The sequence below is a fragment of the Butyrivibrio sp. WCD2001 genome (assembly GCF_000424485.1).
Lineage (GTDB): Bacteria > Bacillota > Clostridia > Lachnospirales > Lachnospiraceae > Butyrivibrio.
The window spans coordinates 52,925-79,628 of sequence record NZ_AUJZ01000016.1; the positions used below are offsets into that span (position 1 = coordinate 52,925).

Annotated in this window: 31 protein-coding genes and 1 pseudogene; 27 read left to right on the forward strand and 5 right to left on the reverse strand. The window is 41.4% G+C overall.

The features are described from left to right. From G630_RS0113515 to G630_RS0113555, 9 genes are all read left to right on the forward strand, one after another. Positions 1 to 945 (forward strand): ABC transporter permease, encoded by a 945-nt coding sequence (locus tag G630_RS0113515; RefSeq protein ID WP_026498892.1) that lies wholly within the window; start codon positions 1 to 3, stop codon positions 943 to 945. A 1-nt stretch (position 946) separates the two neighbouring features. Next, entirely contained in the window at positions 947 to 1,387 is a 441-nt protein-coding gene (locus tag G630_RS0113520; RefSeq protein WP_044959344.1) for a LytTR family DNA-binding domain-containing protein, read from the forward strand. 1 nt (position 1,388) lies between these two features. Then, on the forward strand, positions 1,389 to 1,856 hold the full coding sequence (locus tag G630_RS0113525) for a DUF3021 family protein (RefSeq protein WP_026498894.1): 468 nt from the start codon (positions 1,389 to 1,391) through the stop codon (positions 1,854 to 1,856). A 108-nt stretch (positions 1,857 to 1,964) separates the two neighbouring features. Next, the gene (locus G630_RS0113530; RefSeq protein ID WP_026498895.1) at positions 1,965 to 2,666 is read left to right on the forward strand and encodes an ABC transporter ATP-binding protein; all 702 of its coding nucleotides are present in this window, start codon (positions 1,965 to 1,967) and stop codon (positions 2,664 to 2,666) included. Further along, positions 2,663 to 3,454 carry an ABC transporter permease subunit gene (locus tag G630_RS0113535; RefSeq protein ID WP_022762573.1) on the forward strand — a complete coding sequence of 264 codons (792 nt, stop codon included), beginning with the start codon at positions 2,663 to 2,665 and terminating at the stop codon, positions 3,452 to 3,454. The genes G630_RS0113530 and G630_RS0113535 overlap by 4 nt, the downstream gene beginning before the upstream one ends. A 101-nt stretch (positions 3,455 to 3,555) precedes the next feature. Continuing rightward, complete coding sequence (locus G630_RS0113540) at positions 3,556 to 5,103, forward strand: sodium/proline symporter (RefSeq protein ID WP_026498896.1); 1,548 nt, start codon at positions 3,556 to 3,558, stop codon at positions 5,101 to 5,103. Between the two features lie 124 nt (positions 5,104 to 5,227). Then, the gene (locus G630_RS0113545) at positions 5,228 to 6,076 is read left to right on the forward strand and encodes a DegV family protein (RefSeq protein ID WP_022762575.1); all 849 of its coding nucleotides are present in this window, start codon (positions 5,228 to 5,230) and stop codon (positions 6,074 to 6,076) included. An 80-nt stretch (positions 6,077 to 6,156) separates the two neighbouring features. Beyond that, entirely contained in the window at positions 6,157 to 8,499 is a 2,343-nt protein-coding gene (feoB, locus tag G630_RS0113550) for a ferrous iron transport protein B (protein WP_026498897.1), read from the forward strand. A gap of 114 nt (positions 8,500 to 8,613) precedes the next feature. Then, complete coding sequence (locus G630_RS0113555) at positions 8,614 to 8,907, forward strand: hypothetical protein (protein ID WP_022762577.1); 294 nt, start codon at positions 8,614 to 8,616, stop codon at positions 8,905 to 8,907. A 295-nt stretch (positions 8,908 to 9,202) separates the two neighbouring features. On the opposite strand, the gene G630_RS0113565 is transcribed toward G630_RS0113555, so the two are convergent. After that, the gene (locus G630_RS0113565; protein ID WP_022762579.1) at positions 9,203 to 9,739 is read right to left on the reverse strand and encodes a hypothetical protein; all 537 of its coding nucleotides are present in this window, start codon (positions 9,737 to 9,739) and stop codon (positions 9,203 to 9,205) included. Positions 9,740 to 9,772: 33 nt separating this feature from the next. Further along, on the reverse strand, positions 9,773 to 10,195 hold the full coding sequence (locus G630_RS0113570) for a DUF4430 domain-containing protein (protein ID WP_022762580.1): 423 nt from the start codon (positions 10,193 to 10,195) through the stop codon (positions 9,773 to 9,775). A 176-nt stretch (positions 10,196 to 10,371) separates the two neighbouring features. On the opposite strand from G630_RS0113570, the gene G630_RS0113575 reads away from it, so the two are divergent. The 13 genes from G630_RS0113575 (at position 10,372) to G630_RS21950 (ending at position 20,103) form a co-directional block, all read left to right on the forward strand. After that, positions 10,372 to 10,956, forward strand: coding sequence for an HD domain-containing protein (locus tag G630_RS0113575; RefSeq protein WP_242829937.1), 585 nt, complete (start codon positions 10,372 to 10,374; stop codon positions 10,954 to 10,956). Further along, positions 10,953 to 11,753, forward strand: coding sequence for an NAD-dependent epimerase/dehydratase family protein (locus tag G630_RS0113580; RefSeq protein WP_022762582.1), 801 nt, complete (start codon positions 10,953 to 10,955; stop codon positions 11,751 to 11,753). Before G630_RS0113575 ends, G630_RS0113580 begins: the two co-directional genes overlap by 4 nt. A 3-nt stretch (positions 11,754 to 11,756) precedes the next feature. After that, positions 11,757 to 12,179 carry a GNAT family N-acetyltransferase gene (locus G630_RS0113585; protein WP_022762583.1) on the forward strand — a complete coding sequence of 141 codons (423 nt, stop codon included), beginning with the start codon at positions 11,757 to 11,759 and terminating at the stop codon, positions 12,177 to 12,179. A 95-nt stretch (positions 12,180 to 12,274) separates the two neighbouring features. Then, positions 12,275 to 13,189, forward strand: coding sequence for a helix-turn-helix transcriptional regulator (locus G630_RS0113590; protein ID WP_022762584.1), 915 nt, complete (start codon positions 12,275 to 12,277; stop codon positions 13,187 to 13,189). A 108-nt stretch (positions 13,190 to 13,297) separates the two neighbouring features. After that, positions 13,298 to 14,044: a GNAT family N-acetyltransferase gene (locus G630_RS0113595; protein WP_026498900.1), complete on the forward strand. Its 747-nt coding sequence runs from the start codon at positions 13,298 to 13,300 to the stop codon at positions 14,042 to 14,044. Positions 14,045 to 14,157: 113 nt separating this feature from the next. Beyond that, on the forward strand, positions 14,158 to 14,817 hold the full coding sequence (locus G630_RS21935) for a GNAT family N-acetyltransferase (RefSeq protein WP_049946218.1): 660 nt from the start codon (positions 14,158 to 14,160) through the stop codon (positions 14,815 to 14,817). A 24-nt stretch (positions 14,818 to 14,841) separates the two neighbouring features. Further along, positions 14,842 to 15,519 (forward strand): MBL fold metallo-hydrolase, encoded by a 678-nt coding sequence (locus G630_RS21940; protein WP_044959346.1) that lies wholly within the window; start codon positions 14,842 to 14,844, stop codon positions 15,517 to 15,519. After that, positions 15,516 to 16,007 (forward strand): GNAT family N-acetyltransferase, encoded by a 492-nt coding sequence (locus G630_RS0113610; RefSeq protein ID WP_026498901.1) that lies wholly within the window; start codon positions 15,516 to 15,518, stop codon positions 16,005 to 16,007. The genes G630_RS21940 and G630_RS0113610 overlap by 4 nt, the downstream gene beginning before the upstream one ends. Before the next feature lie 171 nt (positions 16,008 to 16,178). Beyond that, positions 16,179 to 16,733 (forward strand): NUDIX hydrolase, encoded by a 555-nt coding sequence (locus G630_RS0113620; protein ID WP_022762593.1) that lies wholly within the window; start codon positions 16,179 to 16,181, stop codon positions 16,731 to 16,733. An 11-nt stretch (positions 16,734 to 16,744) separates the two neighbouring features. After that, positions 16,745 to 17,800, forward strand: a complete 1,056-nt coding sequence (locus G630_RS24290; protein ID WP_081667946.1) for a GNAT family N-acetyltransferase — start codon at positions 16,745 to 16,747, stop codon at positions 17,798 to 17,800. Between the two features lie 15 nt (positions 17,801 to 17,815). After that, positions 17,816 to 18,322 (forward strand): AAA family ATPase, encoded by a 507-nt coding sequence (locus G630_RS0113630; protein ID WP_026498902.1) that lies wholly within the window; start codon positions 17,816 to 17,818, stop codon positions 18,320 to 18,322. A 79-nt stretch (positions 18,323 to 18,401) separates the two neighbouring features. After that, complete coding sequence (locus tag G630_RS25070; RefSeq protein WP_242829938.1) at positions 18,402 to 19,271, forward strand: GNAT family N-acetyltransferase; 870 nt, start codon at positions 18,402 to 18,404, stop codon at positions 19,269 to 19,271. A gap of 172 nt (positions 19,272 to 19,443) precedes the next feature. Continuing rightward, positions 19,444 to 20,103 (forward strand): flavin reductase family protein, encoded by a 660-nt coding sequence (locus G630_RS21950; RefSeq protein ID WP_049946219.1) that lies wholly within the window; start codon positions 19,444 to 19,446, stop codon positions 20,101 to 20,103. 242 nt (positions 20,104 to 20,345) lie between these two features. Here the strand turns inward: G630_RS21950 and G630_RS0113645 are convergent, their stop codons facing one another. After that, complete coding sequence (locus tag G630_RS0113645) at positions 20,346 to 21,197, reverse strand: LysR family transcriptional regulator (RefSeq protein ID WP_026498904.1); 852 nt, start codon at positions 21,195 to 21,197, stop codon at positions 20,346 to 20,348. A gap of 151 nt (positions 21,198 to 21,348) precedes the next feature. On the opposite strand from G630_RS0113645, the gene G630_RS0113650 reads away from it, so the two are divergent. The 5 genes from G630_RS0113650 (at position 21,349) to G630_RS23730 (ending at position 24,157) form a co-directional block, all read left to right on the forward strand. Then, the gene (locus G630_RS0113650) at positions 21,349 to 22,206 is read left to right on the forward strand and encodes an aldo/keto reductase (RefSeq protein WP_026498905.1); all 858 of its coding nucleotides are present in this window, start codon (positions 21,349 to 21,351) and stop codon (positions 22,204 to 22,206) included. A gap of 47 nt (positions 22,207 to 22,253) precedes the next feature. Continuing rightward, positions 22,254 to 22,469 carry a nuclear transport factor 2 family protein gene (locus G630_RS0113655; protein WP_026498906.1) on the forward strand — a complete coding sequence of 72 codons (216 nt, stop codon included), beginning with the start codon at positions 22,254 to 22,256 and terminating at the stop codon, positions 22,467 to 22,469. A gap of 50 nt (positions 22,470 to 22,519) precedes the next feature. Continuing rightward, the gene (locus G630_RS0113660) at positions 22,520 to 22,816 is read left to right on the forward strand and encodes a hypothetical protein (protein ID WP_026498907.1); all 297 of its coding nucleotides are present in this window, start codon (positions 22,520 to 22,522) and stop codon (positions 22,814 to 22,816) included. Beyond that, positions 22,794 to 23,150 (forward strand): hypothetical protein, encoded by a 357-nt coding sequence (locus tag G630_RS0113665; RefSeq protein ID WP_026498908.1) that lies wholly within the window; start codon positions 22,794 to 22,796, stop codon positions 23,148 to 23,150. Before G630_RS0113660 ends, G630_RS0113665 begins: the two co-directional genes overlap by 23 nt. Positions 23,151 to 23,392: 242 nt before the next feature. Then, positions 23,393 to 24,157, forward strand: coding sequence for a MetQ/NlpA family ABC transporter substrate-binding protein (locus tag G630_RS23730; protein ID WP_049946220.1), 765 nt, complete (start codon positions 23,393 to 23,395; stop codon positions 24,155 to 24,157). Positions 24,158 to 24,210: 53 nt separating this feature from the next. On the opposite strand, the gene G630_RS0113675 is transcribed toward G630_RS23730, so the two are convergent. Next, entirely contained in the window at positions 24,211 to 26,220 is a 2,010-nt protein-coding gene (locus G630_RS0113675) for a diguanylate cyclase domain-containing protein (protein WP_155831991.1), read from the reverse strand. A 315-nt stretch (positions 26,221 to 26,535) separates the two neighbouring features. Then, positions 26,536 to 26,704: pseudogene (locus tag G630_RS25835) on the reverse strand (ISNCY family transposase); the annotation flags it as partial.

Sequence of the window (26,704 nt, forward strand, 5' to 3'; positions counted from 1 at the left end):
ATGAGAAAAGTGAGATTAAGACACACCGGACGTTTTATACAGACCTTTATTTATCTTGGAAAGCTTTTCAGAATGTTTCTTTTCCAGAATGACTGGAAGGTGCTACCGATGTCAGCGGTTATAGCAGGACTTGTTTCCTTTGCGGTGGGAAATAATATCTTTGTTACCATGGAAGGTACTCTTATGGGCACGTTCGCCCTCGCATGTATATGTGTATGGAACGGCTTTTTCAACTCAATCCAGATGATATGCAGAGAGCGGGCAATTGTAAAAAGAGAACATAGATCGGGAATGCACATCAGTTCCTATGTGGCGGCGCACATGATCTATCAGGCACTGTTATGTCTTGCGCAGGTTGTGATAACCATAAACGTATGCATCTTTATGAAAGTTAAGATGCCTTCAGAGAGCCTCTTCACAGCGTGGCCTCTTGTTGATATAGGAATAACACTTTTTCTTATAACCTATGCTGCCGATATGCTGGCACTTCTTATATCATCCTTTGCAAGAACTACGACAACTGCCATGACGATAATGCCATTTATGCTGATTGTACAGCTCTTGTTTTCAGGCAGCTTTTTTAATCTTCCGGAGCAGGCTATGCCCTTTACCAATATCACTGTTACAAAGTGGGGGCTTACAGCCCTATGTGCGCAGGGAAATTACAACTCCCTCCCGATGGTTTCTGTATGGAATAACGCTCTGAAAATGAAGGACTACGAGGTAGAGGGAGAAAAGCCTCTTTTGGAAGCCTTCAAGATGATTGAGGAAAACGATCAGCGCGATGCAATTCTTAAGGAATCAGGTTCGCTGAATCAGAATCCTGACTTTAATTTTGACAGAGGGGTAGTCGTTAAGTGCTGGATATGGCTGATAATCTGGACAATAATATATGCAGCTCTTGCGGTGATTATTCTGGAATTTATTGATATGGACAAGCGGTGACATGAAAACAGACATCCAAAAAATCAGCGAGGGCGAGGAAAGTATCGTTATAAGATACAAAGAGCTTACTCCTGATCTAAACAAAATAATAGGGATTCTTGAAGGTACCGGCAGCAGACTGTGGGGCAAAACCGAGACCGGAACGGAATGTATTAACATCGAAGAGCTCTTATACCTTGAATCTGTCGATGACAAATTATTTGCCTATTCCGGGGACAAGGTCCTGAAAATCGATGGTTCATTAAACTCATTTATGACAGATATGGACGATGGGAGTTTTTTCAGATGCAGCAAGTCGATGGTTCTGAATGTCAACAGAGTTACGGCGCTAAAGAGTCTGTCCTCAAATCGCATCGATGCAACTATGGAGGGCGGTGAGCACATTATTATTTCAAGGCGTTATGCATCGGATTTCAGAAGACTATTGAAGGGAGAACGGTAGTATGAAGGACGAAAAAAAAATCACCCTCTGGGAACTGTATCTTACAAAGGAAATCGGAATAGAGTTCAAGGCCTGCCTGTATTTTTTTGCGATTCTCTTTTACTATTGCTGCTACAGGATGCTGAACGGCATCTTTGATGCAAGTATTCTGCATATGACCGTGCTCATCTTTACCTGCTACATCATAGGTTACATTCAGGTGTACGTGCTCTGGAACTTCGATGAGGCCGATAGTATGGGGGTAAAAAAAGTGGCCGGAATGATCATATGTACGGCGCTCTACTCAGTGGTTTCCTGGTTTGGAAACTGGTTTGACAGGAACATCATTGTCACCTTAATCTTTGCGGCATACATCCTTTTCACTTACTTCTGTGTCTTCCTGATCTACAGATCAAAGCGCCGGATTGATGATAAAAAGCTCAACGAAGATCTTAAATTATTCCAGACCAGACATAAAAAAAGTGAATGATAGCGGCGAAATTGTGCACCTTACGGGAACAGATATTGTTCCCGTTTTTTATTTCTGATATTTGTTAATTATAGAGAGGAAAAACAGTAAAAAAGGAAGGGGTGCGTTATGAGTAAGAAAGTAATAGAGATAAATAATCTTACAAAGAGCTACGGAAAAAGCAGGGGCGTTATAGATGTTTCACTCAGCGTGGAAGAAGGGGATATTTTCGGGTTCATCGGACCAAACGGAGCGGGGAAATCCACCACGATACGTTCCATGCTCGGGTTTCTTAAATTTCAGTCCGGAAGCATAAATATACTTGGAATGGACAGCGTCCGTGATCATGAAAAGATCCTCCGGGAAGTAGGTTACATGCCATCTGAAGCATGGTTCTACGATTCAATGAGGGTGTCCGATGTTATAAAATATGCCGCTGATGTTAGAGGCGGTGATTACTCGGAAGAAGCAGGAAAAATCTGCGAGAGATTAAAGCTCGATACAACAAAGAGAATTAAACAGCTTTCACTTGGAAATCGGAAAAAGGTCAGCATCACCTGTGCCATGCAGCATAAGCCCAAGCTCTTCGTATTCGATGAGCCAACGAGCGGACTTGACCCTCTTATCCAGAAGCATTTTTTCTCACTTATAAATGAGTACGTTGATAAGGGAGCCACCTGTCTTCTTTCCACCCATGTGCTGTCAGAGGTAGATAAGTACTGCAGGCATGCAGCAATAATGCGGGAGGGGAGACTAACCATGCTTGAGTCGCCGCATATTGATGATGAGACATTTTTGAGTTTTTACGAGGACGAGGAGGAAGAATCATGAGAACGGTTTTAAAAAGAGAATTGATTCAGAATTTTAAGAATCTGCTTATATGGAGCCTTTCGGTTGGAATACTCGGGCTTTTCTGCATACTGCTTTACGATTCAATGCAGGGAGATATGAAGGAAATGGCTGATGCCTTTTCCAACATGGGGGCATTTTCGGACGCCTTTGGAATGAGTACCTTAAGTATTGCAACCCTGAAGGGATATTTTTCAACAGAGATCGGTGCGGTTCACGGACTTGGAAGCGGAATGTTTGCAGCGATTACAGCAATAAGCATCATATCAAAGGAAGAGGATGGACATAGCGGCGAGTTCCTGTTTTCACTTCCTCTTTCAAGGTCAAGGATAATAGCTGCGAAGGGGCTTTGCGTTGCCATTATGATCATTATTTTCACAGCTGTATGCACCGGTTTTTATGTCATTGGTTTTAATATACTCGGCGAGGAGATGCCTATGGACCAGTTCTTTACCTTTATGGGGACGCAGCTTCTCATGAATGCTGAGATTGCGGGAATCTGCTTTGGATTATCATCACTTGCAGGGAAGAATAGGATAGGCCTTGGGCTTGGAATCGCGCTTCTTTGCTACAGCTATGATGTGATGGGAAGAGTTGTGCCGGATCTTAAGGATTACCTCTTTGTGGGACCGTATTCTTATTGTAATGCCGCAGAGATTTTTACTGAGACGGAAACGCCGGCTAAGGCGCTGGTAACTGCTGCTGTAGTTCTTGTACTTTGTGTGGTATTTGCTTTTTGGAATTATAACAGAAGAGACCTTGCAAGCTGATCTGAAAGGATTGTGTTATAAAATAGTTTTCTTTAATCCTTTAATGTGTTAAAATGATAAAGCGTTTTATCATTATGAAAAAAGGAAAAGGGGATTGGAAAATGACACTCTCACAAATTGGAATTATCATTTCGATTCTGGTCTATCTGTCCGGAATGCTGCTCGTAGGTTTTGTAAGTTCAAAGGATACCAATGACGTCAAGGATTTTTATCTTGGCGGAAGAAAGCTCGGACCCTTCGTAACAGCTATGAGTGCTGAGGCATCTGACATGAGTTCTTACCTGCTCATGGGTGTTCCCGGAGTTGCATATTTCTCAGGTATCGCTGATGCCGGATGGACAGCGTTCGGTCTTATTGTAGGTACTTATCTCAACTGGCTTCTTACAGCAAAGAGACTAAGAAATTACACAGAGGCGCTGGATGCGATCACGATTCCGGATTATTTTAAGAAGCGTTACAAGGATGACAGTAATGTAATCCTGTGTATCGGAGCCGCTTTTATTCTGATCTTCTTTGTACCATATACCGCTTCCGGCTTTTCAGCCTGCGGCAAACTGTTTTCATCACTTTTTGGTGTAAACTATCAGCTGGCAATGATCGTTGCAGCTGTTATCATCGTCGGATATACGACAACCGGTGGTTTCCTGGCTGCATCCAAGACTGACTTTATCCAGTCAATCGTAATGACGGCTGCGCTGGTTTTCGTAGTTGGATACGGAGTTGTGGCAGCGGGCGGAATGTCAGCTGTTGCATCCAATCTTGAGAATATGAAGGGCTTCCTTGATGTAAATGCCACTTATAATAATGCGACGGGTTCAGCCGATTCTTACGGTGTTTTCAGTAAGATTACAACCTTCTGTTGGGGACTCGGATACTTCGGAATGCCGCATATCCTTCTCAGATTCATGGCAGTCCGTAAATCCTCGGAGCTTAAGCTCTCAAGAAGAATTGCATCCGTATGGGTTGTATTTTCACTCGGTATTGCAGTAGTTCTTGGTATTGTAGGTCGTGCAATGACTCAGTCAGGAGTTCTGGAATCTCTTATTGAGGATCCTACAAGTGCTTCCAAGGCAGAGACACTTATAGTTGTACTTGCCAATCAGATTAGTGAGCATAACTTCGTATTTGCTCTTATCGCAGGTATGATAATTGCAGGTATTCTTGCTTCAACAATGTCCACCGCAGACTCACAGCTTATCGCTGCTTCATCCGCAGTGTCCGAGAATATCGTTCAGGAGACTCTCGGAATAAGCCTTTCAGAGACAACTGCAATGCTGACTGCAAGAGCTACACTTATCGCTGTTGCTGTTTTCGGTGTTATAATCGCTTGGAATCCCAACAGCTCTGTATTCGGAATCGTATCCTTTGCATGGGCCGGATTTGGTGCTGTATTCGGACCTGCAATGATCATGTCACTCTACTGGAAGCGTTCTAACAAGTATGGAACAATTGCAGGCATGGTAGCCGGCGGTGCAATGGTATTTATCTGGAAATATCTTGTAAGACCAATCGGAGGTGTATGGAATCTCTACGAGCTTGCACCCGCATTTTTAGTTGCTATCATTGCAATCGTTGTTGTAAGTCTTCTTACAACAGAGCCTGATAAGGATATGATAAATCAGTTTGAGCATGTATCTAAGATGTCATAAATATACGAGTATGTTTTGACTTGATTTATCAATAAATGTAAAATTTGAGTAGCTGTGATAAATGGCTACTCATTTTTACTTAATTGACATATTTTTGATGTAAGAAATTAATGAGGTAAAAATCATGGGAATAAGAATAATAACTGATTCAGCCAGCGACATTTCACAGGAAACCGCAAAAGAGTGGGGAATAACAGTCATTCCTCTCAAGGTCAGATTCGGCGAGGAGGAATTCCTTGACGGCGTCACCATGCCCTACAATAAGTTTTATGAGAGACTTGTTGAATCGGATGAACTTCCTAAGACCAGTCAGATCCCGCCTTTTGAGTATGGTGAGGAATTCAGGAAGGCAGTGGAAGAGGGCGATAATGTTATCTGTTTTACTCTTTCGCATGCTGTATCAGGCTGTTATCAGAGTGCATGTATAGCTGCCGATGAATTTGAAGGCAAGGTACATGTTGTTGATACTATGCAGTTTTGCATATCACAATATATAATTGTTGAGCGCGCAGTCAGACTTCGCGATGCCGGAATGGGCTTTGAAGAACTGGTCAGCACCATCGAGGAAGAAAAAAAGAAGGCGAGAGTTATTTCTGTTTTCGATACTCTCGAGTACCTCAAGATGGGAGGACGTATATCCTCAGCTGCCGCTTTTGCAGGTGGAGTTCTTTCAATCAAGCCGGTTATCACCATTGATAACGGCGTGGTAAATGTTGTCGGTAAGGCAAGAGGCTCCAGAAACGGCAACAATCTTCTTATTCAGTATATCAATCAGCACGGCGGAATCGATTTTGACAAGCCGGTCTGTCTTGCATATACAGGGCTTTCTGATGCTCTTTTATTAAAATACAAAGAGGACAGTAAGCACATATATCAAGGGGATGTCGACGACATTCCGATCGCACACGTTGGTGCCACCATCGGAACCTATGCAGGTCCCGGCGCCATCGCCTGCGCATATTTTCATAAATGAATATGCCCCAAAATATAAGCCTTCCCCTTGGGGGGGAAGGTGGCGCGAAGCGCCGGATGAGGGGATAAATAGGAGAATCAATGAACTTAAAATCACTACCCATCGGTCAGTCGGCCGTCATAAAAACCGTAGGAGGAAGCGGTGCCCTTCGTCAGCACTTTCTGGACATGGGAATCATTCCCGGTGCTGAAGTCACCGTAATAAAATTCGCTCCCCTGGGGGATCCGATGGAGCTGCAGCTTCACGGATATGAGCTGACTCTCAGACTCTCGGAAGCAGAGAAAATCGAGATAGAGAAGATACCGGAGCGTACGAACAAGCACGACAGAATCACTAAAATCGAGAATTCGGAACATCCGGGTCTTGGTGAAGACGGAATATATCATACAGAGGGCGAGGGACATAAACTACCGGAAGGAACACTTTTGACCTTCGCACTTGTGGGGAATCAGAACTGTGGCAAGACCACACTTTTTAATCAGCTGACGGGTTCCAATCAGCATGTCGGTAATTTCCCCGGCGTCACCGTTGACCGAAAGGACGGCCCCATAAAGGAGCATCCAGATACACTTGTGACGGATCTTCCGGGAATATATTCGATGTCGCCTTACAGCAGTGAGGAGATAGTTTCCAGAAACTTCGTTTTACAGGAACATCCCAAGGCAATTATCAATATCGTCGATGCCATGAACATCGAGAGAAACCTGTATCTTACAATGCAGCTTCTCGAGATGGGAATCCCTATGGTTGTGGCACTTAACATGATGGATGAGGTTAAGGGCAACAACGGTTCCATCGACATCAACGGGATGGAGAAACTTCTGGGAGTGCCGGTGGTACCTATTTCCGCAGCCAAAAACGAAGGCGTTGACGAGCTTATACGACATGCTCTTCACATAGCAACTTATCAGGAAAAACCCGTTGAGCAGGACTTCTGCCAAAAGAGTGACCACGGCGGAGCAATTCACAGAGCGATCCACACCGTGCAAAGCATCATCGAGGACCACGCGGAGAGAGCCGGACTTCCCTTAAGATTTGCAACTACAAAGGCAATTGAGGGAGATATGCTTGTTTTCAAAAAGCTGGATCTTGATGAAAATGAGCTTGAGATGATAGAGCATACTATTGTTCAGATGGAGAAGGAAAGCGGCATGGACAGAAGCGCTGCTATTGCCGACATGCGCTACGATTTCATTGAGCGTGTCTGTGAACAGACGGTAGTTAAGCCGGGAGAGAGCAAGGAGCGTATCCGCTCGGAGAAAATCGATGCGATTCTCACCGGAAAATGGACTGCCATTCCCTGCTTTATCCTGATTATGGCACTGGTATTTTATCTTACGTTTATTGCGGTAGGACCTTTTTTACAGGATATCATTGCATCGGGAATAGATTTGCTGAAAGAACAGGTTGAAGCATTGATGCTGTCCACCGGAGTTAACGAGGTTATACAGGGGCTTGTGATCAACGGTATTTTTGAAGGTGTTGGAAGTGTACTTAGCTTTCTTCCGATAGTTGTCACTTTGTTCTTTTTCCTGTCCCTTATGGAGGACAGTGGTTACATAGCAAGAGTTGCATTCTTTATGGATAAAATTCTGAGAAGAATAGGTTTGTCCGGAAGAAGTATTGTACCGATGCTCATAGGCTTTGGCTGCACTGTTCCTGCGGTAATGTCGACCAGGACGCTTCCGTCAAGGCGAGACAGAAGGATGACGATTCTGCTTACGCCCTTTATGAGCTGTACAGCTAAGATGCCTATTTATGCCTTCTTTGTAAGCGCATTTTTTCCGAGACAGGGCGGCATCATAACTATCGGATTATATCTTCTTGGAATCCTTGTGGGAATTCTGATTGCGCTGATTTACAAGAATACTTTGTTTAAAGGCGAAGCGGTTCCGTTTGTTATGGAGCTTCCAAACTACAGAATGCCCGGTGTAAAGAGTGTGTTGCAGCTTTTATGGGAAAAAGCAAAAGACTTTTTGACAAGAGCATTTACCATAATTTTCCTTGCAACTATTGCAGTGTGGTTTTTACAGAGTTTTGACCTTCACTTTAATCTTGTGAGCGATTCCGGCGCGAGTATTCTGGCGACGGTAGCAGGGCTTCTTGCTCCGATATTTAAGCCTCTGGGACTTGGCGACTGGAGAGTTGTGACTTCTCTTATCACAGGCTTTATTGCTAAGGAGAGCGTGGTATCCACTATGGGAGTGCTCTTTGAAGGAGGCGTTGAAACCGCGCTTACAACTACCGCTGCAGCTACGCTTTTGGTGTTCTCTCTTCTCTATACACCCTGCGTTGCAGCCATCGCTTCAATTAAGCGTGAGCTCGGAGCAAAATATGCTTTGTGCGTTGTGCTATGGCAGTGCGCAGTGGCTTGGATTGTTGCAATGGTGGTGCGAGTAATTTGTATTGCAATTGGAGTATGATTTTTTCTAAAAATTCGGTTCTGAATCTGCACAGATATGTTATTATAATTTTAAGTACAGGCAAAGACGCTACAAAACAGGCGGACTTTGCCTGTTTTAGGATAGGAGGTTGTTATGGAAATTACTGAAAAACTTGATGAACTTTTGGAACTTGCTGCAAAAAACGAAGACCTGAAAAATAAGCTCCTTGCAACAAGAAATTCTGCAAACCCGCTTTCTGACTTCTGTTCTATTGCTTCGGAAAACGGTATTGCTCTTTCTGTCATGGACATCGTTAATCAGGGCGAGGAATTCTACGCCGAGATAAAGCGCAGTACAAACGGCGGCGGAGAGAACTCACCCGATCTTGATTTTCAGAATGATGAGTACTCTATCTTTATGATGAGACTTGAGAAGAGAGAAGGCTGAGAACGGCACTTTAAAAGTGCAACTCATGTAGCAAATATGGCAACTGACGTAAGGACCCGTTGAATTATCAGGACTTCCTTGGTATGTCGAATTATACTACTCAGGGGTGCATGATGCTGCAAGCGCGAGTGAAGCAGGGCTTAGTTGGTCGAATCTTGGCGGATCTGCAGGTAATAACGCCTATGGAGCCTATTATCCGGGCAATGGAAAAATAATGTAGGAAACACTCAGTATGTCGGTGGGCAGGCACAGACGAATATGCCTAAATACAGTATTAGAATATATATCAAATGATCTATAAAGTTTCTTTTTGAATCCATTTCATGGCTTTTGATATCGGATGGTAAAGAATAAGCATTATTGTGAAGTTACCCACGCAGTGCACGAAATCCCAGGGAATACCGGCTACCCACCAGGTAAAGGCAGATCTAAAGCCAGCAGACAAACCGCCTGTTGACAATCCGATAAAAAAATACGGGATGGAGCACAGAGCACCAAAACATAGTCCGAATATACCCGATATGATACCCCAGAGAAATGCGGAGGTATTTTTTCTGAAAATATGCGCTATGGCTACAAGAAGCGGCCAGGCGTAGAGATACATGATCCACCATAGATGGACTCCGTATAAGGAGCCTTCCAACAAAATAAAGACCGGAACTACAGCAACAATTTTCCATCCAAAGAAAAGCGTGAACATGATGAGCCAAAAACTCGTAAGTTCAATGTTTGGCATTCCGCTCAGGGCGAACTTGGAAACCTCTATTATGGCTACCATAATTCCTATCTGAGCTATATCTAAAATGGAAAAATGTTTTGTGTTTCCGGTCATTTTTGTGAGATCCTTAGTTAGTTTTTTATTTTATTACTGAGCCTTCTCATAAGCCCATGTATAGGTGTCGCCGCTTTCTACGGGTTGGGAATCAGCGCCATACTGTCCGTATTCTCCGTTTACATAAAGTGACCAATAAGCTGCATCTTCAGCATAGATTGCTTTTTCACCGTTGATATATTCAACCATTATGCCATATTCACTATCTGAGCCTGAATATGAAAAGCCTGAACCGTTTGAGGACAGTTCATCCATTGCCTGGATTAGATATTCTGCATCGGTTGAAAGCTTATAGTCAGTGGTTTTTCCGTCGCTTCCGGTTACTTCAACAACGATATCTTTAGAACCGGTATGTGTTGTCGGCTTGTTCAGAGTATAGACAACGCCGAATACAGCTATCAGCACTACCAGAATTATCGCTCCTATAATAAGTGGTTTCTTATTTGTTTTGTTCATAATAAATCCTCCCGAAAAATTATTTTTTGCATAGAACCTAGTATAAAGCTAATTCAAAATAATTGTAAAGATATCTGTCCGAAGGTAAGGTTGTATATTCACATTGACTTTGCCCTTGGGGCAGGCTTTATGATGTGATATGTTAAATGAAAAGACTCAGGGGGATTTGGAGGAGAATGATGTTACCGACAAGATCAGAAGCGGAAAGATTACTTAAGGAAGCGGAGAGTTGTAATCCCGGACCGTGGGGTGACCATAGCCGCGTGGCTGCTCACTGCGCAGAGAAAATTGCACAGGCGTGTGAAGGCATGGACCCGGAGAAAGCATATATATTGGGGCTTCTCCATGATATAGGAAGAAAGTTTGGAGTAAGGCATTTGGGGCATGTTTCGGATGGATATTCATATATGATGTCACTTGGATATGATGAGGTGGCCAGAGTCTGTCTTACGCACTCCTTCAATAATATGAGATTGGATGAGTATATTGGCAGAGTAGATACCTCGGATGAGGAGTATGAACTTGTTAAGACAGAGCTTGGAAAAATAGAAGCAGATGAATACGACAGGCTGATTCAGCTCTGTGATGCGCTTGCAGGGAGCGAGGGCGTGATGAACATCGAAGATCGCATGAATGATGTCAAACGCCGTTATGGAAGCTTTCCGCAGACAAAGTGGGATTCGAATATCAGGCTGAAAGCATATTTTGAAGAAAAAGCCGGTAAAGACATATATGATTTAGTTGGGGAAGACAGATTATGAAGGTACTGATAATAGGAGCCAGTGGCTTTCTTGGCGGGACGATTTATAATAAATTGAAAAAGAGCGGCGTAGATGTTCTTGGTACATACAGTAAACACAAAAAGCAGGACGAGCTTGTAAAGCTGGATGTTATGGATACTGAAAGTTTAACCCGGATTATGGAAGGCTATGCTCCTGATGTGATCATCTGGACAGTCATGAACCATAGCGCAGAGGAGGAAATTGCTGACAAGGTAATGCCGACTCTTTGTGATGTGGTAGGAGATGCAAGGCTCATCTTTGTTTCAACTTCAGTAGCCTATGAAAAAAATATGTCTGAGGATGTGACACCTTTCCTGCGGACAGAAGAGTCGTATAATTATCACTATTTTAACGGCAAGATAAAGTCCGAGAATATCATAAGGAAAATGGCAAATTATTGTATCGTACGCCCCGGCAGTATATATGGAATTAACCCGTATGGTGAGATGGACATAAGGAGCCTCAAATTAAAAGAGTACGTGGATTCGGGAAAGCAGTATGTCAGGGCTAATAACATAATATTCAGCATAGTGGAAGTGAATGAACTTGCTGAAGCAATAATTGAACTTGCGGGCAGTGATTATGTTGGAATCATGAATGTTTCCGAAGATGATCCGATTTCTCACTATGACTTTAATAAATCTTTGTGCAAACGTTATGGCTGGGATGACAGCTGCGTTGTAGCAAATGAAGAGACCGAGAATATATATTTTTTTGATAACAGCTTAAGGAAGCGCTTGCTTAAAACAAAAATCACAAGCTGTTTCGGGAGGTAGTACATGATCAATTATGTAGGTGACATTACAGCGCAAGAGTATATGGAACTACGCAGGAAAGTCGGATGGTGCGAATTTCCTTTGGAAGAAGCACAGGCCGGACTTGATAATGCATATATGATCAGATGTGTCAGGGATGGTGAAAAAGCAATCGGTGTCGTGCGGCTTTTGTGGGATGGTGGATATATAGCTTTTTTATCTGATGTTATCGTGGACCCGGAATATCAGGGGCAGGGTATCGGAAGAAAGCTTGTTGAGACCTGCATCGACAGAATCAAAGCAGATGCTAAGCCCGGCTATAAGGTAAAGATGTGTCTAATGGCAGCCAAGGGGAAAGAACCATTCTACAAGAAGTTTGGTTTTGATGAACGCCCCAATGAGAAGCTTGGAGCCGGAATGGATCAATGGCTCAACTTTGAAGAATAAGATGGTCTTTTTATGGATTGATGGAAAATGTTATACTAAACATGACATACAGATGGCATGTTTAGTATGATATGATGATAACGGAGTGAACGAAGATGAAGATAGACAGATTGATTGGAATACTTTCTGTATTGCTTCAGGAAGAGAAAACTACAGCACCTGAGCTGGCAGAGCGTTTTGAGGTGTCGAAAAGAACCATCAATAGGGATATTGATGTTCTGTGTAAAGCTGGGATCCCGATACAAACCACCCAGGGAATTGGCGGAGGAATCAGCATCATGGAAGGGTATCGGATGGACAGGACTCTTCTGACATCTAAGGATATGCAGATGATCCTTGCAGGGCTGAGGAGTCTTGATAGCGTGAGCGGCAGCAGGTATTACGGTCAGCTTATGGAGAAGATTCAGGCGGGATCCTCTGAGTTTGTAAGCGGCAGAGATTCTATTTTGATTGATCTCTCGTCCTGGTATCGTGAATCGCTGGCTCCGAAAATAGAAGTTATTCAGAACGCAATTGAAAGCAGGCATATCCTGAAGTTTACATACTACAATCAAAGTGGTGAGAGCACTCGGGAAGTTGAACCGTATTACATAGTTTTCAAATGGTCCAGTTGGTATGTATGGGCCTGGTGCAAGGAAAGAAAGGACTTCCGTCTGTTCAAGCTTAATCGCATGGATAAGGTTATGGTGTCGGATTCAAAGTTTGTCTGCAGAAATGCGCCTACACCGGACCTGTCCACGGAAAAAGTATTTCCGGGTGGAATAAAAGTAAAGGCTTTGTTTGAGGCAGATGTCAAATGGAGGCTGATCGAAGAATTTGGACCGGAGTGTTATACAGAGGTCGAAGATGGAAGATTGCTGTTTTCGGCGGACTATACGGACATGGATAATCTGGTCACCTGGATACTGACCTTTGGTGATAAGGCGGAGCTTCTTGAACCTAAGGAAGCGAGAGTGAGAATCGCAAATATAATCGAAGCTATGAGAAAAAACTACGGGAGGAGCTTATAAGATGAAGTACCCATTGTTAGAAGAAGTTCAAAATAGTCCCAAATAGCTGTTAAAAAGGCTACCAAATGTTTATAAATGTTCTCTCATTTACTAGTGGAGGTAAGAAGCATGGAATATATCAGAGTTACAAAGGATAATCTTGAAGAAGAGCACATCTGCTGTGCAATTTCCAATAACAAAGATGTTCAGGTCTCATCTAAGAAAGCATGGCTTGCTGAAAGATTTGATGAGGGGCTTGTTTTCTTAAAAAGTGCGGAGCGCGGCAAGTGCTTTATAGAGTATATTCCTGCTGAGAACGCGTGGGTTCCGATTGAGGCCGATGGGTATATGTACATAGATTGCCTGTGGGTATCGGGCTCCTTCAAAGGACATGGATATTCTAGTGAGCTTCTTGATGCATGTATTGAGGATAGTAAAGAAAAAGGCAGGAAAGGCCTTTGCATTTTGTCATCGGCAAAGAAAAAGCCCTTCCTTGCGGATCCCAAATTTCTTAAGTACAAAGGTTTTGAGGTATGTGATGAAGCGGATAATGGGATACAACTTATGTTTTTACCTTTTGACAAAAAGGCTGATGCGCCACGATTCAAGGAATGTGCCAAGCATCCGCATATAGTTGAAAAAGGATATGTTTTGTATTACACGAATCAGTGTCCTTTTAATGCAAAATACGTTCCAATCCTGGAAGAAACGGCAAAGAAAAATGACATCCCGTTCAAGGCCATTAAGATTCAGAGTAGAGATGAAGCCCGGAACGCCCCAACTCCGATTACGAATTATGCATTATTCCATGATGGTGAGTATATTACTAATGAGCAGATGAACGATAAGAAGTTCCTGAAGTTGATTGGAGAGTAAAGTGTAACAATAAAATGTCAGAAAAATAGCTGTTCGACAGTATTATTTACTGTAAAATAGCTATTTTTTCTGATATATTTGGAATATGTTGTATTTGGAGGATTTTTATAAAGATGTACTATAGATTGGCTACAATAGAGGATTTGACAGAAATATGCAATATGATTGAAGCGGCAAAGCAGCTTATGTCTGAGCAGGGAATAGAGCAGTGGGATGACGTCTATCCGGTCTACGAAGATTTTTTTGAAGATATAAAAAAGGAAACAATGTATGTGGTACTGAAAGATGGTCAGCTTGCTGCGATATATGTAATCAGCGAAGAATGTGATGGTGAGTATCTAAAATGCAAATGGGAAAATAAAAAGCCTTGTATCATTCACAGATTCTGCGTCTCGCCGTCCTTCCAGAATAACGGGATTGGAAAAGCAGTTCTAAATCATATCGAGGCGCAGCTTACCAAAGCCGGATACGATTCGGTAAGACTTGATGTGTTCACACAGAACCCGTATGCCCTGAGACTTTATGAGAAAAACGGATATGTTAAACGCGGCTTTGCTGATTGGCGTAAAGGAAGATTCCTTCTTATGGAAAAGAAGTTAGACGAAAGTGCGGATTCTATTTTCCTTACAGAGGCAAATGAGAATTACACAGACGAACTCCAAAAGTTCAAAGAGGAAGTGCTTCAGGCAGACAAGGACAGCGATGATCAGTTTGCAGGCTGCATGGGGCTTAGGGATTGTTCTACAGCTAAGGAATGGATTAATACGCTATAAACAAGGGACCCGGAGGAATGAAAGATGGAATTGAAACGACTATCTGAACATATATGGTACATGCCTTTCGAAACGGAGAGGGATCGTCCGAATCTTGGCTATGTGAAGGGAGACAATTGGAGTTTTGCGATTGACGCCGGTCACTCTGTGGCTCATACAAAAGAATTTTATGCACTTCTGAAAAAAGAGGACCTGCCACTGCCTTCTCTGACGGTTCTTACTCATTGGCACTGGGACCATGCTTTTGGAATGCATGCCGTGAATGGGCTTTGCCTGGCGAATGCAAAAACAAATGAGTACCTTTCGCAATGGAAAACAAAAATAGAAAAGAACGGACCAAGTGAATTCTTCGCCATGCATGAAAGCATTAGAAGAGAATATAGCGGTGGCTCCGAAGTAATTGTAGTAAAGGCGGACATGATCTTTTCCGGAGAGATTACGCTTGACCTTGGCGGCTGCATTGTCAAAGCTATTCAGACAGAGGCTCCGCACACGGATGATTCTACAGTTGTATATATAGAGAATGATAAGACATTATTCCTTGGGGATTCTACCTGCGACGATTTCGTTACAGGAGTAAAAAGGGCTGATCTTTGTGAGAAACTCTCGGATACTATCCGAAAAATCAATCCGGAAATATGCGTAGAGGGCCATTGGACGCCGGAGAATACGCAGGATACTTTAAAAGATATGTTGATATGAATATAAGACCATTTGAGATAGATACTGATTTTGACATAATAAAAGACTGGATTACCGATGAGAGGACGCACGCCATGTGGAGTGCAAACCGCATGGTATACCCTCTTGAAAGAGCAAATCTGCAGCAGGTTTTAGCTGAAATGCATGATAAATTTGGGGATAAATCTTTCGTGGCAGTTAAAGATGATGGCAGTGTGGCAGGCTTCTTTTGCTACTCACTTAATAACGACTCTAAGGAAGGGATGCTTAAGTTTATAGTTGTCGATCCGCAGTGCAGAGGAAAAGGCATAGCGGAGGAGATGATTAAACTTGCACTGGCAGATGCTTTTGATAATCCTGATACGGATGCAGTACAGCTCAATGTTTTTTCAGAGAATATCCGGGCAAAGAAGTTCTATGAAAAGATTGGATTTAGGGAGAGAAGAACGGCAGAAAATGCGTTTGCATATAAGGATGAATCCTGGGATAGATGCAATATGGTGATTTAGGGAGCCGGCACATGATTTTTTCAGGAGGGTGTAGGTGAAGGTTGTTCTTATTAGGCATGCGTACGCTTGTGGCTGAGTTTAAAAAAGCGCATTTTAGCATAGAGAATAATTCATTCACATATGCCAATGGACAATGTGTGATTGCAAACAGCAAAAAAGGAGAGACTATATATGAGCACTGAAGTAGAGAATATCAAGTTGCCGGAAAGGCTTGAAAGAAGAAAAATATATGAATGTGGATTAGTTACATTATATGCAGACAAAGTTAAGCTTCCCAGCGGTTATGTTATAGAAAAATATCATCAGCTTCATCATCATCATGAAGGTGTTTCGGTAGTGGTTTTTAATGAGAAGGACGAGATCCTTATGATCAAAGAAATGAGATACACCGTAGGACATCTTGAATGGGAAATCCCTGCCGGAGGAGTAGAAGATGGCGAACCAATAGAAGAGGCAGCCAGAAGAGAAGTTATGGAAGAGACAGGCTGCACGGTGAAGGATTTGAAATATTTGTGCTCACACAATCCTTCAAACGGAATGTCAGACCAGGTGATGCATGTATTTGGTGCAAAAGTGGATTCTGAAGGCAGTATCCAGGACGTGGATGAAGTTGCAGAAAAAGTATGGATGCCTATTGATGATGTAAAAGAGTTACTTAGAGAAAACAAGACAAGGGATGGTATTGCCATTTTAGCAATCCTTTTTGCAATTGAGTTTTACCACTAAGGAGTGCGGTAATGAAAAATAAATATCAGTATATTCTATTTGATTTGGACGGCACATTAACAGATTCAGGCCCCGGTATTATGAATGGATTTGTTTATGCAATACAGCAAATGGGAGGGCAGGTAGTTGACAGGAGCCAACTACGAAAATTTGTTGGACCTCCACTGAAAGTTTCCTTTGGTGATATTTTGGGATATTCCGAGGAGGACACAGATAGAGCCATTGCCTTGTATAGAGATTATTACAACAATATGGGCGGCGTCCTGGAAAACAGTGTTTATCCGGGGATTGTGGAACTACTGTCGGACTTAAAAAGTGAAGGCAAGAAGCTGATTGTAGCAACTTCTAAGAGTGCAATTGGAACCGACACGGTGCTTAAGCACTTTGATTTGAAGAAATTCTTTGACTTTGTAGCTACTGCTGATGATAAGGAACGCCCACACAAATCTGATGTAATCAGGTATGCGTTGGAACAATGTGAAATAACTGATAGCACACACGTGGTTATGGTGGGTGACAGGGAGAATGATATTTTAGCTGCAAATGAGGTAGGCATTGATTCTATTGGTGTCCTGTATGGATATGGTGACCGTGAAGAATTGACATCAGCCGGAGCAACTTATCTGGCAGAACATCCATCTGATGTGAAGAAATTGGTTAATAAGATTGAGCTTATAGATAATATACTGACTCCCGAGGATTTTGTAAGGCTTAGAGTTGCTGCGGGTTTTGCAGAAATTCCTGTCCCACATGCCGGTAAGGCTCTGCAGAACGGTATTATAAATGTCTCTGCTTTGAAAGATGGTGAACTCATAGGAATGGGCAGACTGGTTGGTGATGGCGCAATGTATTGGTACCTGCAGGAAATAGTTGTTCTGCCGGAATATCAAGGCATGGGCATAGGAACTATGATTGTTAACCATCTTGTAGATTATGCTGTGAAGAATTCGTCTACAGGGAAATTTACAACAATCGGAGGGGTATCTGCTAAGGGTAAAGAAGGTTTTTATAAGAATTTGGGATTTGATGTAATACCAAATGGCATTCAGAAAATGATTGAAATATAGCGAAGGACAGAATATATGAAGCTGGATATTATCGGATCAGTTGCCAGTGGAAAGACCACACTTGCAAAGAATTTATCAGAGACATATCATGTCCCTTTTTATCAGAAAGATAATATTGTTTGGGAGAGGACTCCAAATGGTGATAGAAAGCGTGATGATAAGGAGCGTGACCAGTTATTTCAGAAAATCATAAACAGTGAAGACTGGATTGTTGAAGGATCTCCAAGAAAACTGTTACGTGAGAGTTTTGAAAAGTGTGATTACATCATTCTGCTTGATATACCACTCTATAAAAGATTGGTAAGAACATTACGGCGCTGGATTAGGCAGAGAGCAGGAAAAGAAAAATATAATTCAAAACCTACGATAAAGTTTCTTTACTACAACATAAAGTGGGTATTTGAATATGAAAAAGATAGAAAAGAGATTATTGGATACCTTTTTGCATATGGCTCAAAGTACAAAAGATTTACGACATCTGAAAGTGCAAAATTGTTTATAAACAAGGTATATAGTATTTGAGGATACAACATGATGATTACAATCAAGGAATGGAACGCGTAAAGGATTTATGAATATGATAGAGATGAAGAAACTTGGCATGGAAAGCTATGATGCCATTTTAGAGTTTGATAAGCTTTGCTTCCCAACAGATTGTTGGAAGGAAGAAGATTGGAAAGATCTGTTAGAAGATGACAGGGCTACTTACTATGCTTTAGTTGAAGGAGACAAAATAGTAGGGGACCTTTTTACGTATAACTGGAGCGGAGAGAATGATTATCTTAAGATCATGAATATTGCAGTGCACCCTGATTACAGGAAGAAGGGACTTGCAATGAAACTTATGGAGTATGCTAAGGAAGAATGCAAAAAATCAGACCTGATGAAAATATGCGCTGAGACAAGAGCAAGCAATGTAGCTATGCAGACTCTTTTTGAAAAATGCAGTTACAGGCTAAACAAGGTTGAAGAAGATGGTTATAACAATCCAACGGAAGCTGAATTTAAATATGTTTATATATCAAAAATGGATAAGCAGATAACTGATTTTTTAATTAAGGCTAAACAGGCAACATATGCAGGCAAAGGAGCTGAGACGGTACCTTCAAGAGAAAAATCGCATGACCTTATATATGAAGATGGCGATTATATGTATTACGACACCTATCTTGGAGGTAATAAATTTGCTGGAGAAGAGGCGCTTTGGATAAAGAAAAATCCATACTGGAGCATGAATTATGTGGGCAGGGTAATCGGAGAAAACTTCAGCGGAGATTTTTTGAAGGAAGCATTGCTTTTAGTTCCGGAGGAAAAGCCATTTAGAGGACCCGCTGAGCATACTAACGGTGATTATAAATATGAATGCTGCATTGATGGTGATTTTGAATGGTTCCATGGTAAGGAAACAATTAGCTATAAAGGGAATGTCATTTACGAATGCTATTTCCATGGAGGACTCATTGAGGGGTAGGGGTTCAGAACGCTGCAGAAATAATTCCATATGGCGCTGGGATTTGAGGAAGCAAATCGGATAATATGCTTTAGGAAGGATATATAGAAAATGATACGGGAAGTTAAACGGAAAGATATCGGAGACTGAAGTTAATTCTTATGTTGGCTTTTGTAAGGAGGAAAGGAAAAAGATGAAATACCAATACAAAGAAATGCCTGAATCTATGAGTGGGACATACGGAGAATTTGCAAAAAACTTCGGATTTGATTGGAAAGAATTTATAATGGGAATACCGACACCGATGTTTCTTGTCACAACCTATAAATCTAATGGACAGCCAAATGCTACGATGCAGTCATGGGCAGGGTTTACGAGTGCGAATCATGGAGGCGGGTATTACGTGATTCTATGCAGCGTGAATAAGAGAGGACATCTTTACCAAAGCTTAAATGAAAAGAAGGTAGCAGTGCTAAATTTCATGTCATCTGATTTATACGAAGCCTGCATGAAGACAATACAGAACAATCAGTTCGAGGCGGATGAGATAACTTCGTCAGGGCTTACTGCGGAGAAAGCTTCATGGGTAGAAGCGCCGATGGTCGCTGAATGTTTCATGAACCTTGAGTGTAGGTATTTGTGGGAGAAAGAAATTGTACCGGGTGATGATCATGTTATGATCTGCCTTGAAGTCGTAGGCGGGCATATAGAGAAGGATTATATGGAGGATATGTTTGGAGATAAAGGGGTTCTTTACAATGTCCATTATCCGATAAATCCGGAAGACGTGAAAGAAAAAGGTTGCGATTATGTGGCTGCACTTAGGAAAGTAAATCAATCCTACGAATATTGATGAGATATGAAATATATGCGCAAAACTACGATTGAAAAAAATTCTGAAGTGTAAAGGATACGAAAAATGATAAAGGTACTTTTCGTCTGCCACGGCAACGTACCGACTTGAGCACTAAAACCCCATATTTAAAGCATTTCTTAAACTCTTTATCATCTGATTTGCACCTCATTTGCACCTTTATAGTAACAGTTAAAATCGGCTCCGATATGGCTAAAAAATGGAAAAACTTATTTGCAGAGCTATTTTCTAACTTTGTATTTTAAAGCTATTTTCTTATCTGAGATCAAATAAAAAATAACAGTGGCACTGTCATCCGTAATCGGAATGAGCACTCTGCCTGGAATGGATCTGCCAGGGAGATTCATGCTTTCATAGGTGCGAATTGTTATATCGGTGGCAAAATTAGGCAGAATTGAGGATTCTATAAGTTGTACAAGAGCGTCATAGTCGTTTTGTATAATGAACTTAGAATCAGGCATTTCTTCTCGTACAAGCTTATCCCATATTCCAACTTCAGACAGCATTAAAAAGCTTTCGCCGTTTAGTTCACGGAAAGAAAGCTTTTTCTTTTTTGCAAACCGATGGCTCTTTGGCAGTGAAACGTAAAGCTGTTCAGAATCATATTTTTCGCAAATGAATTCATCATCCTCTAATGGACGGGAAAGGATAATGAATTGATATTGGTTGTTCCTTAGACCGGATATCAGTTCATCTTCTGATTTGTTTTCTGAGATTATTGACATGTCAGGAAACAGTGCTGAAAGAGACGGGATAAATTCCATAAGAGGTCCCGGACCCACAGAACCGACTGCGATAGTTCTTTTACTCCTCTCAAGGGCACGAAGGTGATCTATCATGTGCTGTTCTTCATTTAGTATGCGTCTCGCGTAATCTGCAGCCAGTAATCCATTCTCGTTTAATGATAACTTGTTCTTGGAGCGCTCAAATATCGGAACCCCAAGAAGTTCCTCTAATTTTTGCATGGATCTTGTCAGTGATGGCTGAGTCAGGTGAAGTTCTGCTGAAGCCTTTGACAAGGTACCATATCTTGCGAAAGCATCTAATTGTTCAAGTAAATATATCTCTATCATACGAAAACTCCTTGAAAGATCATTACTATACGCTTTAAGTATAGCACAATACGCAATTGGCATTGTACATATAAAAAAGCTGCTGATAATATGAGGTTGTAGAAAAAAATATTTGACTCATAGGTTTTTATATTAACAGGAGGTATACAAAATGGAATACGTGACACTTAACACAGGAGCGAGAATGCCACTTGAGGGATTTGGAGTTTTTCAGATTGCTGATGCAGCAGAATGTGAGAGAGTAGTTTACGATGCTATAAAGACAGGCTACAGACTTCTTGATACAGCAGCATCATATATGAACGAAGAGGCTGTCGGACGAGGAGTTAAAAAAGCTATTGAAGATGGCCTTGTAACAAGAGAGCAGCTGTTTATTACAACCAAAGTATGGGTCAGCGATATGAAGACTGAAGAGACTGCATATGAAGCAGTAAAGACTTCCCTTAAGAAGCTTGATATGGGTTATGCAGACCTTATTCTTCTTCACCAGCCTATGGGAGATTACTTTGCAGCATACAGAGGAATCACAAGAGCATATAAAGAAGGCCTTACAAAGGCTATCGGTGTTGCCAACTTCTACCCTGCTATTCTGGCTAACTTCTGTGAAACCGTGGAAGTAATCCCTGCAGTCAATCAGGTGGAGCTTCATCCTTTCTTTGCACAGGAGGGCGCCCTTGAGAACATGAAAGCCTATGGAGTAGTACCTCAGGCATGGGGACCTCTTGCGGAGGGAAAACATGGTATTTTCACAGATCCTGAACTTACAGCAATTGGAAATAAGTACGGAAAGAGTGCTGCACAGGTAGTCCTTAAGTGGAATGCTCAGAGAGGCGTATCTATTATTCCAAAGTCCACACATGTAGAGCGTATGGAACAAAATATTGATATATGGGATTTTGATCTTACAGATGAAGAGATGAAAACAGTAGCTTCCAAAGACCTTGGACACAGCGAGATTGTAAATCATGATGATCCTGGTTTTGTAAAGTTTGTACTCAACCTGCACTAAGAGTATTCCATTGGCAAATTTGTGATTAAAGACAGGAGAAAGAGTAAATGAAAAATACAGTACTTGAATTATCGAAAAAATTTTGGGATGGAATGCTTCATTCAGACGAAGAGGCTATGAGAGCAGTTGCTGATAAGGATTGCTATTTTGTTCATATCGGAGGAAACGCTGACCTGGAAAAAGAAATTGGAGCTTTTACACAAAATATTTTTCAACCAACGGATATCACTATTCATCCTTCGTATCTAGAAACGGTAAAATAACACAAAAAGATATTCGTAAAGAAAATGGTTTACCTTCTATTAATTGCATATTGAATTATTATCCGGAGTACAAGAACTTTTCAGATATTAAGAGACATCTTTGTGATCTTGATGTTCCTGAAAAATGGACAAAAGAAAGCGTTCTTGAAGCTGGCAAGAAATTCGCTGAAGAACATGACGGCAAGATTACTCAAGAAGATTGCAAAGCTGAGAATGGTTTGCCGGCTACAAGTACAATTTATAGATTCTTTGGTGATTTAGTGACTTTTCAAAAAGAAATCGGAGCTCGTGTTTCAAGTAATGTTTTTGTCCCCAAAGACCTTCATGGATCAGAAAGAAAAACTTAATAGTAGTATAAGGACAACGGTGGCAGAGTTTAAGAACATAGTTCTTTCTGAAATAGTCAATAAGCTTGGTGCTATCGGTGAGATGCTTGATGATTCAGAAATGAAGGGAGACAGGCTTTATACGGTCAGCGAGAGTATCAGCACAATGACGGTCTCCATAGAGAAGATTAACAGCAAAATCGAAACTGATCTTAGATATATAAATAAGATTTTTAAAGAGGGAGAGTTGGTTCGAGAGGCAACTGTTGCATTTTTTGCAACAGTTCAAATCGAAGGTGGAAGAAAAGTTGAAAGAGATATAGAGTATTTTAATCTGGATTATATTACGCATTGATTTTATTGTTTATAAAAGGTATATTTTACTTAAGAAAGCGTGCTTTCTTAAGTGAGGCTAACACTATAATCTGAAACACTTGTCGATTGATGATGCAATCGATAGTTGGCAGGCAACACTAAAACCTGTACTTTGCTTTATAGCAGTTGGCAGACAACACTAAAATTAGCCATTAAAGAGAGCGAGTCACACAATGGTGTGACCACTCTCTTTTAAAATGTAAAGATTTTTTAGGGGCTTATATGAGCGGATATACCATAGATGAAGCTAGAAGAATTGCTATAAATTGCGCGTCAAGTTATAAATCATCTCTTGAGGATAAGCAGTTTATCATTATCTATAGAGACAAAGATACAAATATGATTAAGCACATAGAAGTTGTTTTTCTCGCAAGAAACTATCAGCATTTAACAGGTCTTAATATGATTGATGAGGCTGGCAAACTTCTTGATCATCATTCAGAATTCTTTTATAAAAAATGTGTTGAGAAAAAGCTTAGCTGTGATGAAATAGTAATGCGAATGGATGGAACCACTCAGCTTAAGCTTGAAGCTCTTCCAGCAATAACCAAATTTACATCTATAACCAAAATAGTTGCAATCCCAAATGATGCAACCAATGAATATCGCGCATTCAGAATACTTGAGCAGAATGGCTTTATCAAGCTTAAGGAAGGTGTTGAAGACTCGCTTAGCGCTTCTGTAGATGATATTGAAGAGTATGTAGTTCCGCTTGAAATAGTTGAGCTCGACTCGGCTCAGATCATACCGACAAAAGATGACTATGACTTTTTCATAACCAACACAAACAAGGCTCTTGAGGCAGGTATAGATTCAGCAAAGCTTTTCAGCGAAGGAGCAGACAGCCCTTACGCCAACATGATAGCAGTCAGATCGGAAGATGCGGATAACCCGGCTATCAAGGCACTTGTAGAAGCGCTTCTCGACGAAGATACACAGAAATTCATCGAAGAAAAATATGATGGAGCAGTAATTCCGGTTAAATAAATGATGTACAAAGGGACGGTTCATGTGACTTATTTGAACCGTCCCTTTTTGTACTAATGATCTTTATAGACGCTGGCCCTTTTATGTTTTTTATCCTCATATAGATTGGCATCGGCTTTATCAAGCATGTCGCTAAGAATTACATTACAGCCGCACTCAAACATGCAGAAGCCCATACTGATTGAAACATAATACTCTTTGTCTGTGAGCTGATTTTGCTTTTCTGTTTCGTCCGCAATCAGTTTTCTGATTTTCTCCTCGGTGTCCTCAGCTTCATCTGAAATATAGAAGGCGCAGAATTCATCGCCGCCATATCTTGCTACGATAGAAGCATTCTCGCTTATGCTGTTTTTCAAAATGCTGCCTGCCAGACGCAGAGCAAAATCCCCATCCTCATGGCCAAATCTGTCATTGATGATCTTGAGATTATTTAAATCCGCAAATATTACAACTCCGCATCTGCCACTATTCTCAGGTTTCTCGACAGAGCGATTAACTGCTTCAAGAAAGCCTCTTCTGTTCAAAAGCTGTGTCAGAGGATCTGATTTGGATATCTCATCCAGTATAGAATTGGCCTTTGCAAGCTGTTTTAAGCTGCTTTTTAGCTTGCTTGCGTTTTCTTCTTTGTTTTTTAGCAGCTCGATGGTCTTAATAGCCGCACTTGTCTGATAGATGCCCGTTGTAATATAAGGAATGTTATCAGCATTCATCTCGAATATCATGACACCATACTGCTCCGGTCCTGAAAAAAGCATTGCTGCGACGGCATTGATTTGCCTGTCTCGATCTGCAAAAAGATCTGTAAAAAGATCCTTAACAGACCTTGGCTGAATATCACTTGCCGGGACATAGGTCTTATATCCAATCTGATAGGCCTTTAGCAACATAGTCTCTGCCACACCCGGATGCTGATTTTTTCGTACAATCTGATTATGGGGCAGTCGTAAAAGATAGGTACTTTCAAAGCCGTATTTCGATAGTGTATCAATCATTTGAGAGAACAGAATATCATCAGCCACCGCATAATTGAGCACATCTCTTAGGAAGGTAGTCGTTACGAAATTAAGTAGTTCTGCCTTCTCAATCATCTTGTCCGCATTTACCTGCGAATGGCTTGCTGCTTCGTGATAAATATGCTGAAAGGCCTCTGACAGGGTTCGCTGCCAGTGCTCCCCGTTATCCTTCATTTTCATTTGCCTGTAAAGACATTCAAACAGGAAGGTAATCTTCTCAGGCCTTGTAAAAGGCGCCAGCTTCATCTTGTTAAGTCTGCACCCGACCTTTGAAAGTTTCTGAAGCGTTTCATCGCACCGACAGGTATCATCTTGCATGCTCTCAAAGACGCACTTTATTGTTTGTTCAAGAAGCTCGATAATTCGGGCAGCACCTTTTTCATAATCATTGCCTGCGAAGATATACTTATTAACCATTCCCATAACATGGTCAAAATGCGAAGAATCTTTAAAGTCTTCTACTGTAAACGGGATAGTGGAGTAGTCCTTTGTCGTACAACCGCAGGATTGTCTTTTAATAAGCTGCGATTGTATCTTAATATTGTCTATGCTGCCTGCAAGAAAATCCTCTACAGACTTAACTGCCAAATATCCAAGCCCTGCAGCATCAGCACTAACTGTAGTAAGCTGGGGATCACTTGCGACAGCGCTGGGAGCATCATCGAAGCCCATCACATGGATATCCTTGCAAATCTCAAGTCCGCGCTTTTTGAATACTCTGTATCCGCCTATGGCCATGCCGTCATTAGCAAAGATCATGGCATCCATGTCCGGATGAGCATCCAGTAATCTCTCTACCTCTTCATCGCAAAATTCTGAAAAATTACCATGTCCAACCATGGTCGGATCAACTTCCATTCCAAATTCAGTAAGGACTGATTTATATACTTCATAACGCTCAATGGAATCAGCATTTTCCAGAGTCCCTGCCATGAATCCAAGCTTTTTGCAATGATGATCTCTGATAAGGTGCCGGATTCCGGCTGACAGTCCCGCTTTGTTGTCAAAGCATATATTGGCATAGCCATCGATAGAGCATGTAAGTAACACAATTTTGGCATCGCCGAAAGATTGCAGGAATTCCAATTTCTGTTCAAAAGTGGAGAAAAGACCGATTGTGTTAATATCAATCAGAAATATGTCAAAGTTTGTCTTTTGAGCATAGTCAAAGATAGTATCACTCTGATACTCATATTGAGTAATATTTTTATCATTAGGTAATTGCGAAACTCAGTAAAAGTATATGCGCAACTTTAACATAAGCATTACGGAATGTATTTTTTGAAAGCCATGCAATTTAACTTAGAAAAAATCTGGTTTTAGGCGCACTTGAATAAAGCTAAAACATTATTAAGTTGGTAAGTCCTATGCTATAAGAGGCTTAAGGCTTCTGATGTATTCATGATGATGAATCTTGTCGGCAAGCACAACGGAGATAAGCTGTGTGATACCAGCAAGTATCAAGTCAGCATGCAGAGTTTTCTCGTTTCGTGTACGACGATTTGCTAAGCAAAAGTTATCCTTCATGTGATTG

What these genes read in the sequence shown, in the direction of transcription:
- feoB (WP_026498897.1), top strand. Translation starts at nt 6,157, where the DNA reads ATGAACTTAAAATCACTACCCATCGGTCAGTCGGCCGTCATAAAAACC.
- G630_RS21935 (WP_049946218.1), top strand. Translation starts at nt 14,158, where the DNA reads ATGTACTATAGATTGGCTACAATAGAGGATTTGACAGAAATATGCAAT.
- G630_RS0113565 (WP_022762579.1), bottom strand. Translation starts at nt 9,739, where the DNA reads ATGACCGGAAACACAAAACATTTTTCCATTTTAGATATAGCTCAGATA.
- G630_RS21940 (WP_044959346.1), top strand. Translation starts at nt 14,842, where the DNA reads ATGGAATTGAAACGACTATCTGAACATATATGGTACATGCCTTTCGAA.
- G630_RS0113570 (WP_022762580.1), bottom strand. Translation starts at nt 10,195, where the DNA reads ATGAACAAAACAAATAAGAAACCACTTATTATAGGAGCGATAATTCTG.
- G630_RS21950 (WP_049946219.1), top strand. Translation starts at nt 19,444, where the DNA reads ATGAAATACCAATACAAAGAAATGCCTGAATCTATGAGTGGGACATAC.
- G630_RS0113540 (WP_026498896.1), top strand. Translation starts at nt 3,556, where the DNA reads ATGACACTCTCACAAATTGGAATTATCATTTCGATTCTGGTCTATCTG.
- G630_RS0113665 (WP_026498908.1), top strand. Translation starts at nt 22,794, where the DNA reads ATGGATCAGAAAGAAAAACTTAATAGTAGTATAAGGACAACGGTGGCA.
- G630_RS0113525 (WP_026498894.1), top strand. Translation starts at nt 1,389, where the DNA reads ATGAAGGACGAAAAAAAAATCACCCTCTGGGAACTGTATCTTACAAAG.
- G630_RS25070 (WP_242829938.1), top strand. Translation starts at nt 18,402, where the DNA reads ATGGAAAGCTATGATGCCATTTTAGAGTTTGATAAGCTTTGCTTCCCA.
- G630_RS0113620 (WP_022762593.1), top strand. Translation starts at nt 16,179, where the DNA reads ATGAGCACTGAAGTAGAGAATATCAAGTTGCCGGAAAGGCTTGAAAGA.
- G630_RS0113645 (WP_026498904.1), bottom strand. Translation starts at nt 21,197, where the DNA reads ATGATAGAGATATATTTACTTGAACAATTAGATGCTTTCGCAAGATAT.
- G630_RS0113610 (WP_026498901.1), top strand. Translation starts at nt 15,516, where the DNA reads ATGAATATAAGACCATTTGAGATAGATACTGATTTTGACATAATAAAA.
- G630_RS0113530 (WP_026498895.1), top strand. Translation starts at nt 1,965, where the DNA reads ATGAGTAAGAAAGTAATAGAGATAAATAATCTTACAAAGAGCTACGGA.
- G630_RS0113580 (WP_022762582.1), top strand. Translation starts at nt 10,953, where the DNA reads ATGAAGGTACTGATAATAGGAGCCAGTGGCTTTCTTGGCGGGACGATT.
- G630_RS0113590 (WP_022762584.1), top strand. Translation starts at nt 12,275, where the DNA reads ATGAAGATAGACAGATTGATTGGAATACTTTCTGTATTGCTTCAGGAA.
- G630_RS24290 (WP_081667946.1), top strand. Translation starts at nt 16,745, where the DNA reads ATGAAAAATAAATATCAGTATATTCTATTTGATTTGGACGGCACATTA.
- G630_RS0113575 (WP_242829937.1), top strand. Translation starts at nt 10,372, where the DNA reads ATGATGTTACCGACAAGATCAGAAGCGGAAAGATTACTTAAGGAAGCG.
- G630_RS0113650 (WP_026498905.1), top strand. Translation starts at nt 21,349, where the DNA reads ATGGAATACGTGACACTTAACACAGGAGCGAGAATGCCACTTGAGGGA.
- G630_RS0113585 (WP_022762583.1), top strand. Translation starts at nt 11,757, where the DNA reads ATGATCAATTATGTAGGTGACATTACAGCGCAAGAGTATATGGAACTA.
- G630_RS0113630 (WP_026498902.1), top strand. Translation starts at nt 17,816, where the DNA reads ATGAAGCTGGATATTATCGGATCAGTTGCCAGTGGAAAGACCACACTT.
- G630_RS0113515 (WP_026498892.1), top strand. Translation starts at nt 1, where the DNA reads ATGAGAAAAGTGAGATTAAGACACACCGGACGTTTTATACAGACCTTT.
- G630_RS0113545 (WP_022762575.1), top strand. Translation starts at nt 5,228, where the DNA reads ATGGGAATAAGAATAATAACTGATTCAGCCAGCGACATTTCACAGGAA.
- G630_RS0113555 (WP_022762577.1), top strand. Translation starts at nt 8,614, where the DNA reads ATGGAAATTACTGAAAAACTTGATGAACTTTTGGAACTTGCTGCAAAA.
- G630_RS23730 (WP_049946220.1), top strand. Translation starts at nt 23,393, where the DNA reads ATGAGCGGATATACCATAGATGAAGCTAGAAGAATTGCTATAAATTGC.
- G630_RS0113595 (WP_026498900.1), top strand. Translation starts at nt 13,298, where the DNA reads ATGGAATATATCAGAGTTACAAAGGATAATCTTGAAGAAGAGCACATC.
- G630_RS0113655 (WP_026498906.1), top strand. Translation starts at nt 22,254, where the DNA reads ATGAAAAATACAGTACTTGAATTATCGAAAAAATTTTGGGATGGAATG.
- G630_RS0113535 (WP_022762573.1), top strand. Translation starts at nt 2,663, where the DNA reads ATGAGAACGGTTTTAAAAAGAGAATTGATTCAGAATTTTAAGAATCTG.
- G630_RS0113520 (WP_044959344.1), top strand. Translation starts at nt 947, where the DNA reads ATGAAAACAGACATCCAAAAAATCAGCGAGGGCGAGGAAAGTATCGTT.